Genomic DNA, 14,235 nt, shown 5'->3' with positions numbered 1-14,235 from the left:
TGGCCGGCCAGTAGGCCGCGATGTCGGCGTCGGAGACCGCGGCGAACAGGCGCGTGTCCGCGGCGGGCCGGCCGGAGGCAATACGTTCCAGCTGCGGCAGGGTGGCGTCATCGTGCGGAAGCACCTTCAGCAGGGTGTAGATGTCGCCGGAATCCGGCGCGATGACGACGCCGCGCCAGAACTTGTCGATACGGATGGTGCTGAACCGCTGGTCGCGGGCTCCGGTGATCTTCTCCAGGTGCAGACCGGTGTGGGTGGCGTGGTCGAACTTCGCCAACGCCTCACCCACCCGCTCCTGCACCTGTTTCTCCTCCGGCGGACATCGCCTGAGATAGGCGGGGCCGGGCGCCGGCAGTGTGTCGGCGGCGCCCGGCCCTTGTGCGGTCAGCTGTGTTGGCGGTCCACCTCGTCGGCGAAGGCCGCCATGGTGGGGAACTCGGCGTCGTAGCGCCACTGTCCGGACGGTTCCGGGGTGGCGCCCCAGCCCGGGCGGTCGTGGCGGCGGTTGATCCATACCGAGTGCAGGCCGCGGCGGCGGGCCGGTACGTGGTCGTGGAAGAGGCTCTGGGCCACGTGCAGCAGTTGGTCGGGTTCGCAGCCGAGTTCGCCGAGGACGGTGTCCAGCGCCTCGAAGTGCGGGTCGGCGGGCTTGTAGGCGCCGACGTCCTCGGCCGTGATGATCCGGGTGAAGCCGCCTTGCAGGTGCCTGTCGCTGCCGGCGAACCCGGCGCGGTGCACGTTGCTCACGATCACCAGGTCGTAGTGGCGGCGCAGCCGCGCCAGTGCCCGGGCCGAGTCGGGGAAGGCCGGCCAGTCCGGGACCGACTCGCCGAGCCGCCGGGCCCACCGGCCGCCGACCTCGGTGCCCACCGATGCGCCGGTGCGGACGAACGCCTCGGCGAGCACGTCCGGGTACAGCCACGCCGGGTACTCGCGCATTACCGCGGCCTCATGGCCGGCGTAGGTCTCCAGCAGCTCCTCGCCGCCGTGCTCCAAGCCCTGTTCGCGGGCCCAGGCCGCCAGAACGGCGGTGATTCCCTGCTCCCAGTCGATGAGGGTGCCGTAGCAGTCGAAGCTCAGGACGCGGAACGCGGTCAGGTCGAAGGTCATCTCACTCCTTGGGACGGGCGGGTTCGGAGCCGGTACCGGTACCGGCACCGGCGGCATCCGTGCCTGCATCGGGATCGGCGGCCCCCTCTTCGGCCGGGCGGGCGCCGCGGCCCGGCAGGGCGAGACTGACCGCCACCAGCGCGACCAGCGAAACCGGCAGCGAGACCAGCACCGAGTTCACGCCGTAGGGCTGGCCCAGCTGCTCCCAGACGATGGTCACCGCGGTGCCGAGCAGCATGGCCGCCAGCGCGCCCCACTTGCTCGCGCGCCGCCACAGGAAGATCGCCAGCACCGGCGGTGCGAGGGCGACGCCGTAGACGGTGTAGGAGTACATCTGCAGCTCCAGCACCGTCGGGAAGAACCGGCCGAGAACGTAGGCCACGGCGCCGATGCCCAGGACGGCCAGCCGGTGGACCAGCAGCCGCCGGCGGTCGCTCAGCTGCACGCCGAACAGGCGCTGGGTCACGTCGTAGACCACGTTGCCCGCCCCGGACAGCAGGAACGAGGAACCCGTGGTGATGATGAACGCCAGCGCGCCCGCCAGCAGCAGGCCGCCCAGCACGGCGGGCAGGTAGCCCTGCCCGGCCAGCGACAGCACCGCGGAGTCCGGCTCGACGCGGGGCATCAGGATGAAGGCGGCCGAGCCCAGCAGCGCGACGGGCACCGTCACCAGGAAGCTGGACACGAAGAAGCCGGCGGTGGAGCGGCGGGCCTCCGACTCGTCGCGGGCGGCGCCGAGCCGCTGGTACATGTTCTGGTCGGCGAGGATCAGCAGGAACAGCGGCAGGAAGTAGCCGAGCAGCTGCAGCGCCGTGAGCCCGCCGGTCAGGCTGCGGTGGGTGTCGGGCAGGTTCCGCCAATACTCGGCGACACCGCCGAGCTCCATCCCCAGCACCAGCGGCAGCGCGGCGAGCAGGCAGGCCACGATCACCAGCGCGGACAGGAAGTCGCTCCAGGCGACCGACTTCAGGCCGCCGCCAACCGCCAGGAACGTCACCAGCAGCCCCACCACGATGGCGCCCTGCTCGGGGGTGAGCGGGGTGATCACGCTGACGATGTGGCCGCCGCCGGTGAACTGGTAGGCGGTGATCCCGGTGTAGGCGAGCACGGTGATGACGGCCGCGATCATGCGCACCGAGATGCCGTAGCGGCGCTCCAGCAGCTCGGGGACGGTGTAGGTCGAGTTCCGGCGGATCCGGCGCGCCAGGCAGTAGAGCACCACGATCCCCACCGGCGTGCCCGCCAGGAAGAAGATCGAGGCCAGCGGGCCGTAGCTGTAAGCGAAGCTGGCGCCGCCGATGATCGTGCCCGAGCCAACCCACGTGGCGAGCAGGGTGCCGATCATGACCGGGCGCGGCAGGCTCCGGCCGGCGAACACGAAATCGTCGCCGGTGGCCACCTCTTTCGAGCGGGTGAACCAGGCGCCGATACCCACCATGAGCAGTAGGTACAGCACCAAGACGATCACGTGGGTCGTCTGCATGGACGCCTCCGGGGCGGTCGAAGGGCGGCCGTGCGGGCAGGCGGCCCGAGCGGCCCTGGGGGCTCCCCTCGTCGGGGTGGTGGCCCATGTAACCTGCTCCGACGGCTCGAACGCAATAGTTATTGCAGACGTTCTCCCGGATCGGGGAAGAGAGAGAAGCGCGACCAGAGCCGCTCGGCCTCGTCGCTGCGCGCCGCAGCGGTGGCCGGATCGCACGCCACCAGGGCGGCGACCACCGCCTGTACGACGGTCGTGGCGGCGGCCAGCGAGGGGAACATGCTGGCGCCCTCGCTGGGCATCGCGACCAGTTCGTCGGCGAGTTCGCGCAGGTCCTCGCGCGCCTGGTCGCTCACCAGCACGACCGCGGCGCCGGCCTCGGCGGCCACCTGCATCGCGTGCATGATCTCGTGGGGCGTGCGCCAGAGCTGGAAGACGACGAGGCAGTCGCCCGGCCCCAGCAGGCGCACCGCGTTGAACAGCGCGGTCCCGCCGATCCGGTGCAGCCGCACGTCGTGGCCGATGGTCTGGGCGAGGTGGGCCAGCTGCAGGCCCGGCGCCGCAAAGCTGCCCGAGCCCAGCACCAGCGTCGTGCCGGCGCCGTGGATGAGCCGAGCCACCCGCTCCACCTGCGCCTCGTCCAGCAGCCGGGCGAGGTCCTGCAGGTTGTGCAGGTCCCGGCGCAGCGTCGACCACGCGGGCCCCTGGCCGGCGTCGTCGTGGTGCTCGCTGAGCACCTCCGAGGCCGACAGGCCCGACAGGTAGCGCGAGCGGATCTCCGACCGCAGTGTCGGCCAGCCGGTGAAGCCCAGCTGCTGGGCGGTGCGCACGACCGTTGCGACGTTGACCTCGGCCGCGGCGGCCGCCGCAGACGTGCTGGCGTAGGACATCTGCCGGGGCTGGGTGGCGATCGCCGCCAGCACCCGCCGGGCACCGGCGGCGGGCCGCCTGCCTCCCAGGCGCGCGGTCAGCCAGCCGGGCAATGTCCGTGGTTGCGTCTGCGGCTGCGCCTGTTCCCGGGGGCCTTCCGCCCCGTCTGCACCCGAACTCATTTCCGCCATGTTGCAACAACTATTGCATTTCTGGGGGGTGCTTGGCAGGATGCGGACAACCGGGAGCCCGGTAGGGCTGCGGGAAGGGAGATCATGACTTCGAACACTCTCATCATCCGTCGCGGCGCGGTGTGCGACGCGGCCACAGGCGAAACGCGCGGAGCCGACGTGCTGGTGCACGAGGGCCGGGTCCAGGAAGTGGGCAGCGGGCTGCAGGCACCCGAATCGGCTGAGGAGATCGACGCCGCAGGGCGCCACCTGGTCCCCGGCCTGGTCGACGCCCACGTGCACGCCACCGCCGCAAGCGCCGACCTCGGGGGCGTCGCGGAGGAGTCCCCATACTACGTCGCCGCCCACACGAGCCGGATCCTGCGCGGCATGCTGCACCGCGGGTTCACCACGGTGCGCGACGTCGGCGGCGCCGACCACGGTGTGGCCGCCGCGGTCGCCGAAGGCTTGTGGGCCGGTCCGCGCGTAATCTTCGGCGGCAAGTCGCTGTCGCCGACCGGCGGCCACGCCGACCTGCGCTCCGCCGGCAGGCAGGTTCTGGACGACCACGCCTGCTGCCCGAGCATCGGCCTGGTCTGCGACGGCGTCGACGAAGTGCGCCGCGGCACCCGGCACCAGCTGCGCACCGGCGCCCACCACATCAAGCTCATGCTCTCCGGCGGAGTCGCCTCGCCCACCGACCGGGTCGACTCTATGCAGTTCTCCGCCGAGGAGGTGCGGGCCGCCGTCGAGGAGGCCCGCAACGCCAACCGCTACGTCACCGGCCACGCCTACACGGCCGCAGCGGTGAACCGGGGCCTGGAACTGGGGGTCCGCTGCATCGAGCACGGCAACCTCATCGACGAGTCCAGCGTGCGGCTCTTCACCGAACACGACGCCTTCCTGGTGCCCACACTGGTCACCTACGAGTACCTGCACCGCGAGGGCGCCGCCGCCGGCCTGCCGCCGGCCAGCCAGGCCAAGGTGACCGACGTGCTGGAGGCCGGCCTGCACGCCTTGGACCTGGCCCGCAAGGGCGGGGTGCGGTTGGTGTTCGGCACGGACCTGCTCGGCAGCATGCACAGCCACCAGAACGGCGAGTTCGCCATCCGCGGCCGGGTCCAGCCCGCCCACGAGGTACTGCGTTCGGCGACAACGACCGCCGCCGAGCTGCTGGGCCGCGAAGGCGAGCTGGGCACGATCGCTCCGGGCGCCGCCGCCGACATCCTGCTCGTGGACGGCGACCCGCTGGCCGACACAGCGGTCCTGGCCGAGCCCGAGCGCAACCTGCGCGCCGTGGTGCAGGGCGGCACCGTCGTCGCGGGACGGCCCTGACATGGCGCCCGCGCTGGTGCTCCGCGACGGCCTGGTGTGGGACGGCCTGTCCGCCCAGCCCCGGCCCGCCGATGTGGTCTGCGAGGGCGGCGCGGTGCGCGAGGTCGCCGACCCCGGCACGGTCCGCGCCGCTGCGGAGGACATCGACGTCGACCTCGCCGGAAGCACCGTGCTGCCCGGCCTGGTCGACTCCCACGTGCACCTGGTGTGGGACGGCAGCACCGACCCCGTCTCGCACGTGGAGCAGGACGGCGAGCAGCTCACCGCCGTGCGGGCCGCCGAGCACGCCCGCGCCTACCTGCCCGCCGGAATCACGGCGGTCCGCGATCTCGGCGGCAACTGGGACGTCGCCATCACCCTCGCCAAGGCCGTCGACCGGGGCCACCTGGACGGGCCCGCGATCGTGGCCGCCGGCCAGACGGTGATCATGACCGGCGGCCACGACCCGTTCTGGGGGATCGGCTGCGACGGCCCGGACGCGGTGGTCCGCGGCGTCCGGGGCCAGGTCGCCAAGGGCGCCGGGGTCATCAAGACCGCGGCCACCGGCGGGGTCTACGGCCAGGCCCACGGCGAGGAGGTGGGGGCCAGCGAGCTGACGTATGAGGAGCTCGCGGCACTCGCGAACGAGGCCCACCGCCGCGGCCGCCGGGTCGCCGCCCACGCGCTCGGCGAGGACGGCATCCGCAACGCGGTCCGCGCCGGCATCGACACCATCGAGCACGGCGTCTTCCTGGCCGAGGACGTGATCGAGGAGATGGTGCGGCGGGGCACCGTGCTGTGCCCCACGGCCGAGGTGTACCGGCGCATGGCCGACGGGCAGGCGCCCGGCTACGCGGTGCGCAAGGCGGGCGAGGTGGTCGAGGCGCACCGGCGCAGTGTCGCCCTTGCGATCGAGGCGGGCGTGCCGGTCATCGCCGGTACAGACGCCGGCGCCCCGGGCATGGCCCACCCGAGCCTCGCCGACGAGATCGCGACGCTGCGGGACTACGGGCTGTCGCCGCTGCAGGCGCTGCGCGCGGCGACGTCGGCGGCGGCGGACGCGCTCGGGATGCCCGCAGCAGGCCGGGTGCTGCCCGGTTCGCCGGCCGACCTCGTCCTGGTCGACGGCGACCCGTTCACCGACCCCGGCCTGCTGCGCCGACCCTGGGGCGTGGTGCGCCACCAGTCGCTGCGCTGGAACTGAGGCGGCGCGCGCCGGCCGCCCCCGGCGCGCCGGCGCATACGTGCCCGGTCAGTCGGCCGTGGACGTCCGCAGCACGCCGTCGGGGCCGGCGGACTCGCTGAAGTCCTCCCAGTCCATGTTGGCGATCGACAGCTGGATTACGGCGTCGAGCAGCGCGTGCGGAATGGCGCGGAACGAGCGCGCCTCGTCGAGATCGGGGTCGATTTCCACGACGAGTACGGGGTGTTCCGGCGACGCGAGGGTTTCCGCGTCGACGACGAGGACGAGGGCGTGCTCGTCCTGCGATGCCAGCGCCGCGGCGAGTTCCTTGCCCGTCCAGCCTGCGAACTCGGGCTCGGCGACCAGCGAGGCGTCGAGGACGACTCCGTCGTCCCAGTACGTGCGCGGCAGCATGATGTCCTGCCAGGCGGCCTGCCACGCGGCTTCGTCGGAGAAGTCGGTGCGCACGATCGGGGTGTGGTCGGTGTTGAGCAGTGCCTCCATCGGCGGCCCCGCCCGCCCTCCCGCGGCGCCGGCACCCTGCTGCCGCATCCCGTCCGCCACCCCCGGTGCTTCATCCGGCTCTGACCCCATGGTTCCTCCACATCGACGGCGACGACGGCACCGGCACTGGACAGGGCCGGCGAGTGGGCATTGCGCGAAGCAGCGGTGGTTAGCGTAGCCACCGCCTCCGACATCCCTGACATCCCCGACATGCCCGGCAACCCTCGTCGCGCCGGCGGATCGGAACATCGGGACGGGTAAATGGATGAGCACTAACGCAATGAGTTTGCGTTAAGGGGGCGGGGCTCGTACGCTGCATTAAAGCAAATATTTAGCTTTAATGGCGCGGTCCCCGGTGTCCAGGTGCCCCAGGTCGACCGGCTCCGCCCCATCGCGCCGCACCCCACGAAGGGACACCATGTCCGCTGCCGAACTCACGCCCGCAGAAGCGGCCCGCTTGGCCGCACGCGCGGGTCTGCCGCTCGACGAGGCCCGCCACGCCGGCGCCGCGGCCACCGCCGATCACACCCACTCCGTCGTGTCCGTCCTGCGGGAGCTGGACTTCGGCGACACCCCGCCCGCCTTCGCCTACAGCGCCGAAAGCGGAGAACACGGCGGAACAGACGAATCGAAAGGCGAACGCCGATGACGCCGGCCGACCTGACCCTCGCCCAAGCCGCGGACGCGATCCGGGAGCACCGTATATCGCCGGTTGAACTGGTCGACTCGGTCCTGGAGCGCATCGACCGGGTGGAACCCGCCCTGCACGCCTACGTGGCGGTCGAGGCCGACCAAGCGCGCCAAGCGGCGCGCACCGCCGAAAGCGAGATCCTCGCCGGCCGGCTCCGCGGCCCGCTGCACGGAGTCCCCATGGGGCTGAAGGACCTCATCGACATTGCCGGCGCGCCCACCGCCGCCGGCTCCCGGGCGCGGAGCGGTCACCTGGCCGAGTCCGACAGCACGGTGGCCGCACGGCTGCGGGCCGCCGGGGCCGTCCTGCTCGGCAAGACCCGGACACACGAGTTGGCCTACGGCCTGACGACACCGGGAACGCACAACGCTTGGGATCAGGAGCGCGTCGCCGGCGGCTCCAGCGGCGGATCGGCCGTGGCAGTGGCGGCAGGCGCGGCCACGTTCGCGCTCGGCACCGACACCGGCGGCTCGATCCGCGTACCCGCCTCGCTCAACGGAGCCGTCGGCCTCAAACCCACCTACGGCCTCGTCCCCCGCCACGGAGTGGCGTCGCTGTCGTGGTCGCTGGACCACGTCGGCCCGATCACCCGCACCGCCGACGACGCCGCCGCCGTGCTGGCAGTGCTGGCCGCACACGACCCGCGGGACCCGGCCTCGCTGCCCAACCCCGCCACCGATTACCGGCCGGCCCCCGATCCCGAGCTGACCGGGTTGCGCGTCGGGGTGCCGCGCAACCACTTCTTCGACCGCGTCGATCCGGAGGTCGAGGCGGCGGTCCGCGCCGCCATCGACCGGCTCGCCGGTCTCGGCGCCCGCCTCGTCGACGTCGAGATCCCGATGGCCCGCTATATCCACGCCACCCAGTGGGGCCTGATGGTGCCCGAGGCCACCGCCAACCACGAGCGCGGCATGCGGGAGACGCCGGAGTTGTACGGTGCGGACGTCCGCGCCCTGCTCGAAGCCGGCGAGCTGATGACCGCAGGCGACTACCTGCGCGCCCAGCGCGCTCGCACCCTCATGCGGCGGGAATGGGAGCGCATGCTCGGCGAGGTCGACGTGATCGCCGCCCCGACCGTCCCGACGACCGCGGTACCGGCCGGCCGGCAGACGGTCACCTGGGGCGACACAACGACCGAGAGCGTCTCCGACGCCTACGTGCGGCTGTGCGCTCCCGCCAACATCACCGGCGTGCCCGCGCTCTCCCTGCCGGTGGGCCATGACTCGGCGCGCCTGCCGATCGGCATGCAGCTGCTCGGCCGCCCCCATTCCGAGGCGATGCTCCTGCGCGTCGGACACGCCTACGAGAGGACACAACCGGTTCGCACGCCCGCACCGGCGGCAGGCGCGGCCATCTGAGGCGGTCGCGGCTTTCTTTCCGTTCTCCAAGCCGGGCGGGTGCCGGTGAGGGGAACCGGTGATCGGCCGCGGCCGCGCAGCCGCGACCGCTGCCGGCCCCGGGCCCAAGACCGCGCAGGCGCCCGCTTGCTGCGCGGGCGGCGCGGCCCGCGGTCATGGGAAGCCATTTCGGCGTGCTTGAGGGGCCGTTGCCGCGACCCCGCGCCGGCCGAGCCGTCGCGGTCACGGCCGGCCGCATCCGGCGGCGGTCTACCGGCCGCGCCAGCCGGCTTCCCAGGCGGCCAGCGCCGCCTCGACCCTGTTGCGTACGCCCAACCTGGCGAACAGGGCGGTGGTGTAACCCTTGACCGTGGTCTCGGTCAGGTGCAGGGCGGCGGCGATCTCGGCGTTGGACCGCCCGGCGGCTATGCCCTGCAGCACCGCCCGCTCGCGCGGCGGGAGCCGGTCGAGCAGGCGCTGCGCGGACTCCTGCTGCGCATCGTCGCGCTGCCGGCGGCGGAGGTCGGCCACCACCATCGCCGCCACGCCGGGAGACAGGCAGGTGCCGCCCGCCGCCGCGGCGCGGATGCCCTGCAGCAGCTCGTAGGGGTCGCCGGCCTTGAGCAGGAACCCGGCGGCGTTTAGCGCAAGGGCGCGCGCGACATAGTCCTGCTCGCCGTAGGTGGTCAGGACGACCACGCGCTGCGCGGAGCCGCGGCGCCGCAGTTCGGCGAGGGCCGCCAGGCCGTCGAGGACCGGCATCCTGATGTCGAGCAGGACCACGTCGATCCGGTGCCGCGAGAGGAGGTCGAGGACCTCCCGGCCGTCGCCGGCCTCGGCGACCGCCTCGACGGCGGGATCGGCGGCGAGGATCGTGCGCAGCCCCGCGCGGACCTCGGGCTCATCGTCGGCGACGAGGACCCGGATCGGCGCAGCGGTCACCACAGCCACAGCGGGAGCCTCCGCAGATCGGTCGCCTGTGTCACCGCGGAACCGTCGTGGCAGATCCGGAAGCTCGCCAGGCCCAAGGGGAAATTGCCGTCGGTGAAGTAGCGGCACTGCTGCGCGGAGGGTTCGGCGGCGCCGACCGCGAACCGCATCGGGGCCTCGCGTTCCGGCAGCAAGGGGCGCACCCGGTCGTAGGGCTGTCCCGGGGCCAGGCGCCGGAAGTCGGCGACTTCGAGGGTACTGCCATAGGTGGTCCAGGTGTGGAACGCGCTGACCAGCACCGCCATCACCAGCGTGGGCAGCAGCGCCCACCGCAGTGTGGCGAACAGGGGCCGCGGCCCCTGCCCGTGCGCGTCTTCGTCAGCGGCGGCGGGTGCATCGGCCAGCGGGAGCCGGGCGCGCACCACGTGGCAGCCGTCGCGGGAGTCGGCGGCGAAATCCCCGCCGATCGCCTCGACCCGGCGGCGCAGCGCCGCCAGACCGGTGCCGCCGCCGGAGCCGGCACCGCCGCTGGGGTCGTCGGCCCAGGTGGACACGGAGACCACCGCCGCGCCGCCGCGGACGGCGAGCCGCACCTCGGCCCGCGCCCCGGGCGCGTGCCTGACCGCATTGGTCAGGGATTCCTGGACCACCCGGTGCGCGGTCAGCAGCACGGGAGCGGGGAGGTCGTCGGAGCAGGGCACGCCGTGCAGGACGACCTCGAGACCGGCGTCGCGCGCGCGTTCGACCAGCGCCCCGATATCGGTTGCGGCCGGCGGAGTGTCGGCCGGCGACGCGCGGTCGTCGCCGAGGAGCGCGACGGTTTGGCGCAGCCGGAGCACCGCCCGCTGGGACTCGGCGCGCAGCGCGGCGGCTTCGCCGGCCGCCGCGCCGGTGCTGTGCACCTGGATCGCGCCGGCGCGGATGGCGATCAGGCTGAGTTCGTGGCCGATGACATCGTGCAGGTCCTCGGCGAGGCGGGAGCGTTCGCGCATCCGTTCGGCCCGGGCGTAGTCGGCCCACTGCCGGCGCCTGATGCGCAGGTAGCGGTCCCATACCACCGCGAGCAGCGCGGCGGCGACCAGCAGGGTCTGCAGCAGCAGGGCGAGTACCGCGGCGCCGGTGGCCGCCCACCCGCCGAGCAGCGCCAGTTGGGCCGCCGCCAGGACGGCGGCGGCCCACGGGAGGAAGCCGCCCCACACGCGCATGGACATCATCGTAGGCCGCCTACGCGTCCCGGCGGCGGATCGTCCACAGGGACAGCCCGAGCAGGCCCGCGGCCCATAGCGCCATCACGAGCAGGCCCACCGGGCCGGGATAGGGGTCGCCGTCGCCCGCGAGGAACGTCGACGCGGCCTCTCCGGGGAACCACCTGTTCACCTCCGCGGGCAGCACGAGTGTGCCCAGCAGCATCGCGAACGCCGCGGCCAGTGTCGCCGTCCCGCTGCGCAGCAGCGTGCCGGCGGCCACCACGAGGACCCCGACGACGGCCATCAGGGCCCCGGCGCGGAGCGCGACCTCCAGGTAGGGCTCCGGCGCCGCCGCGAGGTTGCCGCCGAGGACCAGCCGGGTCACCAGAGCGGCGCCCGCCCCCGCCACCGCGCCGAGCACGGCGCCGCAGACCGCGCTGACCACGCACTTGGCGGCCACCACGGTGCCGCGGCCGGGCCGGGCGCGCAGCGTGGACCGGATCTCCCCGGTGGAGTACTCGGAGGTGATCAGCAGCATCGCGAACGCCGCGAATCCGATCTCGCCGGCGAGCAGCGCCGGGCCGACGGCGTCCATCATCGGCATCGTCGCACCCTCGGGGGCCTCCCCGATGGTCAGGCCGTGCAGGAAGTCGTTGGCCAGACTCGATGCGGTGGCCGGTATCAGTAGCACGGTCACCGCGAGGCATACCAGCGGTGCGCGCACCGACCAGGTCTTGCCCCATTCACTGCGCAGCGTGGGCAGCATGTTCAGGTCCTTTCCGCGGCGACCGCGCCGCCGGTGTATTCGACGTCATCGGCCACCAACCGGAGGTATCCGGCCTCCAGGGTGCTCGGGCGGCGGGCGAGGTGGTGGACCGGGATACCGCTGTCGTGGGCGGCTTCGCCGACCAGCCGTTCGCCGGCGCCGGTGACGTGCAGCTCCTCTCGGTCGTGGGCCGCGGCCGTGACGGCGGCCGCTGGCAGCGCTGCGCGCAGCGCCTCGGCCGCGCCGGGGTCGGGGGAGCGCACCACCACGGTCCCGTCGGCCCGGCCCGCCAGCTCCTCCGTGGCGCAGTCGGCCAGTACGCGGCCCCGGCCCAGCACCACGACGTGGTCGGCGGTCTGGTGCATCTCGGCCATCAAATGGCTGGAGACCAGAACGGTGCGGCCCTGGTCGGCGAAGCCGCGCAGCAGCCCGCGGATCCACAGCACGCCGTCGGTGTCCAGCCCGTTGACGGGCTCGTCGAACACGAGGATCTCCGGATCGCCCAGCAGCGCGGCGGCGATACCGAGGCGCTGGCTCATGCCCAGGGAATAGGTGCCGGTCCGGGAGCGGGCAACGGCGGCGAGGCCCACGAGTTCGAGGACCTCGTCGACCCGGCTCGCGGCGATGCGGTTGCTGCGCGCAAGCGCCTTGAGGTGTTCGCGCGCCGGGCGCCCCGGATGCACGGAGCGCGCGTCCAGGTGCGCGCCGACGGTGCGCAGCGGGTCGGACAGATCGCCGTAGAGCCGGCCGCCGACCCGGGCCCGGCCGGAGGTGGGATGGTCCAGGCCCAGCAGCACCCGCATCGAGGTGGACTTTCCCGCGCCGTTGGGGCCGAGCAGGCCGGTCACGAGCCCGGGCCGGACGGTGAAGCTCAGCTCATGCACGGCGAGGGTGCCGCCGTAGCGCTTGGTCATGCGGTCGAACTCGATCATGCCGCGAGTTTCGCCGCCTGGCCCGCGCCGCCGACACCTACGAAAGTGCGGACCCGCGCCGCCTCGCCCCAACCCCGCCTCGGCCCGCCGCCGGCGGTCCGGAATCCGCGCCGCCACCCCGGTGGCCCGCCGCGTCCGGCGCGGCGATGATCGCCTCAACCGACAACCGCGACGGCCGCCCCACGCCCCTTGAGCGCTGTCCCTGTGCGGACAGCCCACCCCCCGCGACCGTCCCCGCCGTCCGCTCCACCCTAGGCGGCGCCGACGCAAGCCTGCGGCAGCGAAGGCCCGGAAGCACAGCACCGCTGCCGGCCGGATTACTGACATCGGTGTGCCCTACGCAGCTGAAAGTGCCTTTTGTACGCCTTTCTCGACGCACCTACGGTGGTGTTACGCACTGATAGTGAGGTGGTTTTCATGCAGGGGACCGATGCCGGAGAACAGCCTCCGGTGATCGTCGAGGACTGGGCCGACCTGGGGTGCCCGTGGTGCTACGTCGGCAAGCACCGGCTGCGGGAGGCCATCGGCCGCCGCCCGGACGCCGGCCGGTTCGTCATCAAGATCCGCTCGTTCGAGCTCCTCCCCGGCGCACCGCGGGAGCCGGAGCCGGTCGAGAAGGCGTTCGTCCGCTCGCACGGGGGCGACGCGGCGGTCGCGGTGCAGGCCGAACAGCGCATGCAGGCTCTGGCGCAGCGCGAGGGGCTGCCGTTCGACCTCGGCCGGTTGAACGCGAACACCTTTGACCTGCACCGGGTCATGCACTACGCGCAGGAGTCGGGACTGGGGGCGGCGTTGTTCTCGCAGGTCCAGGACCGGTTCTTCGCCGGAGGGTTCAACCCGTTCGAGCCGGGCGCGCTTGCCGGCGAGGCCGAGTCGCTCGGGCTGTCGGGGCAGCGGGTGCGGGAGGTCCTCGCCGGCGACGAGTACACCGGCGCGGTGCGCGCCGACATCGACGAGGGGCGTGCGCTCGGTGCGCGCGGGGTGCCGTTCACGGTGCTCGACCGCCGCCTGGCTCTCTCGGGAGCGCAGTCGGTGGAGGGCTACGCCCGCGCCCTGGACGAGGCGGCCGCGGCGGTCTCCGGAGCGGTGGCATGAACGGCCGGTCCGATCGCCCGGTCCTGCGGGTGCTGGAACCGGATGCTGCGGGCCATTGCGAACCGGACGGCGGCGCCTGCACCGTGCCGGGGGCCGAGTACGCCGGCGGCGCCGGGGGCCCGGCTCCCGCGCCCGAACCGCCCGATGCGCCCGGGGGCAACGGCGGCGGCGGCCCGCCGGTGGCAGCCGTCGCAACGCAGGCCGGGCAAGCAGCGGCTGAGGATCCGGATCAGGAGGCGGGGGAGGTGTCCGGAGCGGTGCCGCGCGCTTTCTCTCGGCCGACCCCGGTCTGATCGTGGCGAAGGCGGCTGGTGGCGACCTCCTCGTGATGGGCCGCCGCCCACCCTGCGAGCGCTGTCACGGCGTCCAGTAGGGAATGCCCTAGCGCGGTGAGCTCGTACTCGACCCGCGGCGGGATCTCGGGGTAGGCGGTGCGCGAGAGCAGGCCGTCGCGTTCGAGGGCCTTGAGGGTCACGGTGAGCATCCGCTGCGAGATACCCGGGATGCTCGCCTGCAGGTCGGAGTAGCGCAGCTGGCCGCCGTCGAGCGTGCTGATGACCAGCACCGTCCATTTGTCGCCGATGCGGTCGAGCACTTCGCGGACGAACCCGCTGTCCTGCGGCCAAGCCTGGCACGGCCCTTGGATCGTTCGCGCACTCATCATCC

At 73.3% G+C, this 14,235-nt stretch carries 14 protein-coding genes and 1 pseudogene; 5 read left to right on the top strand and 10 right to left on the bottom strand.

Translation table 11 applies throughout. The features are described from left to right. Window positions 1-19: 19 nt before the first annotated feature. The 4 genes and pseudogenes from ACYVD5_RS14095 to ACYVD5_RS14080 form a co-directional block, all read right to left on the bottom strand. Window positions 20-355 (bottom strand): annotated as a pseudogene (locus ACYVD5_RS14095) (UvrD-helicase domain-containing protein); the annotation flags it as partial. Window positions 356-384: 29 nt separating this feature from the next. Further along, entirely contained in the window at window positions 385-1,110 is a 726-nt protein-coding gene (locus ACYVD5_RS14090) for an HAD-IA family hydrolase (RefSeq protein WP_461001478.1), read from the bottom strand. Between the two features lies 1 nt (window position 1,111). Beyond that, window positions 1,112-2,593, bottom strand: coding sequence for a sodium:solute symporter family protein (locus ACYVD5_RS14085; protein WP_461001477.1), 1,482 nt, complete (start codon window positions 2,591-2,593; stop codon window positions 1,112-1,114). 119 nt (window positions 2,594-2,712) lie between these two features. Continuing rightward, window positions 2,713-3,642 (bottom strand): MurR/RpiR family transcriptional regulator, encoded by a 930-nt coding sequence (locus ACYVD5_RS14080; RefSeq protein ID WP_461001476.1) that lies wholly within the window; start codon window positions 3,640-3,642, stop codon window positions 2,713-2,715. A 93-nt stretch (window positions 3,643-3,735) separates the two neighbouring features. Here ACYVD5_RS14080 and ACYVD5_RS14075 point away from each other — a divergent pair, with 93 nt between their 5' ends. Together ACYVD5_RS14075 and ACYVD5_RS14070 are read left to right on the top strand one after the other, a co-directional pair. Next, window positions 3,736-4,965: a metal-dependent hydrolase family protein gene (locus ACYVD5_RS14075; RefSeq protein WP_461001475.1), complete on the top strand. Its 1,230-nt coding sequence runs from the start codon at window positions 3,736-3,738 to the stop codon at window positions 4,963-4,965. A 1-nt stretch (window position 4,966) separates the two neighbouring features. Next, on the top strand, window positions 4,967-6,148 hold the full coding sequence (locus ACYVD5_RS14070; protein ID WP_461001474.1) for a metal-dependent hydrolase family protein: 1,182 nt from the start codon (window positions 4,967-4,969) through the stop codon (window positions 6,146-6,148). 48 nt (window positions 6,149-6,196) lie between these two features. On the opposite strand, the gene ACYVD5_RS14065 is transcribed toward ACYVD5_RS14070, so the two are convergent. Continuing rightward, complete coding sequence (locus ACYVD5_RS14065; RefSeq protein WP_461001473.1) at window positions 6,197-6,721, bottom strand: DUF6924 domain-containing protein; 525 nt, start codon at window positions 6,719-6,721, stop codon at window positions 6,197-6,199. 328 nt (window positions 6,722-7,049) lie between these two features. On the opposite strand from ACYVD5_RS14065, the gene ACYVD5_RS14060 reads away from it, so the two are divergent. Beyond that, window positions 7,050-7,280, top strand: coding sequence for a hypothetical protein (locus ACYVD5_RS14060; protein ID WP_461001472.1), 231 nt, complete (start codon window positions 7,050-7,052; stop codon window positions 7,278-7,280). Then, the gene (locus ACYVD5_RS14055; protein ID WP_461001471.1) at window positions 7,277-8,680 is read left to right on the top strand and encodes an amidase; all 1,404 of its coding nucleotides are present in this window, start codon (window positions 7,277-7,279) and stop codon (window positions 8,678-8,680) included. Before ACYVD5_RS14060 ends, ACYVD5_RS14055 begins: the two co-directional genes overlap by 4 nt. A gap of 249 nt (window positions 8,681-8,929) precedes the next feature. Here the strand turns inward: ACYVD5_RS14055 and ACYVD5_RS14050 are convergent, their stop codons facing one another. Genes ACYVD5_RS14050 through ACYVD5_RS14035 form a run of 4 tightly spaced genes read right to left on the bottom strand, consistent with a single transcriptional unit; the run spans window position 8,930 to window position 12,474 of the window. After that, entirely contained in the window at window positions 8,930-9,610 is a 681-nt protein-coding gene (locus ACYVD5_RS14050) for a response regulator (protein WP_461001470.1), read from the bottom strand. Next, complete coding sequence (locus ACYVD5_RS14045) at window positions 9,598-10,803, bottom strand: sensor histidine kinase (protein ID WP_461001469.1); 1,206 nt, start codon at window positions 10,801-10,803, stop codon at window positions 9,598-9,600. Before ACYVD5_RS14045 ends, ACYVD5_RS14050 begins: the two co-directional genes overlap by 13 nt. 10 nt (window positions 10,804-10,813) lie before the next feature. Next, the gene (locus tag ACYVD5_RS14040) at window positions 10,814-11,542 is read right to left on the bottom strand and encodes a hypothetical protein (protein ID WP_461001468.1); all 729 of its coding nucleotides are present in this window, start codon (window positions 11,540-11,542) and stop codon (window positions 10,814-10,816) included. 2 nt (window positions 11,543-11,544) lie between these two features. After that, window positions 11,545-12,474: an ATP-binding cassette domain-containing protein gene (locus tag ACYVD5_RS14035; RefSeq protein ID WP_461001467.1), complete on the bottom strand. Its 930-nt coding sequence runs from the start codon at window positions 12,472-12,474 to the stop codon at window positions 11,545-11,547. A 417-nt stretch (window positions 12,475-12,891) separates the two neighbouring features. Between ACYVD5_RS14035 and ACYVD5_RS14030 the strand changes: the two genes are divergently transcribed. Continuing rightward, a complete protein-coding gene (locus ACYVD5_RS14030) occupies window positions 12,892-13,569 on the top strand; it encodes a DsbA family oxidoreductase (protein WP_461001466.1) in 678 nt (225 codons plus the stop codon). A 229-nt stretch (window positions 13,570-13,798) separates the two neighbouring features. Here the strand turns inward: ACYVD5_RS14030 and ACYVD5_RS14025 are convergent, their stop codons facing one another. Continuing rightward, on the bottom strand, window positions 13,799-14,233 hold the full coding sequence (locus tag ACYVD5_RS14025) for a winged helix-turn-helix transcriptional regulator (protein ID WP_461001465.1): 435 nt from the start codon (window positions 14,231-14,233) through the stop codon (window positions 13,799-13,801). Window positions 14,234-14,235 lie beyond the last annotated feature (2 nt).

Source organism: Streptomonospora sediminis, assembly GCF_054778995.1.
The sequence above is the reverse complement of the archived record's forward strand: the minus strand, read 5'-3'. Positions and strand labels throughout refer to the sequence as shown.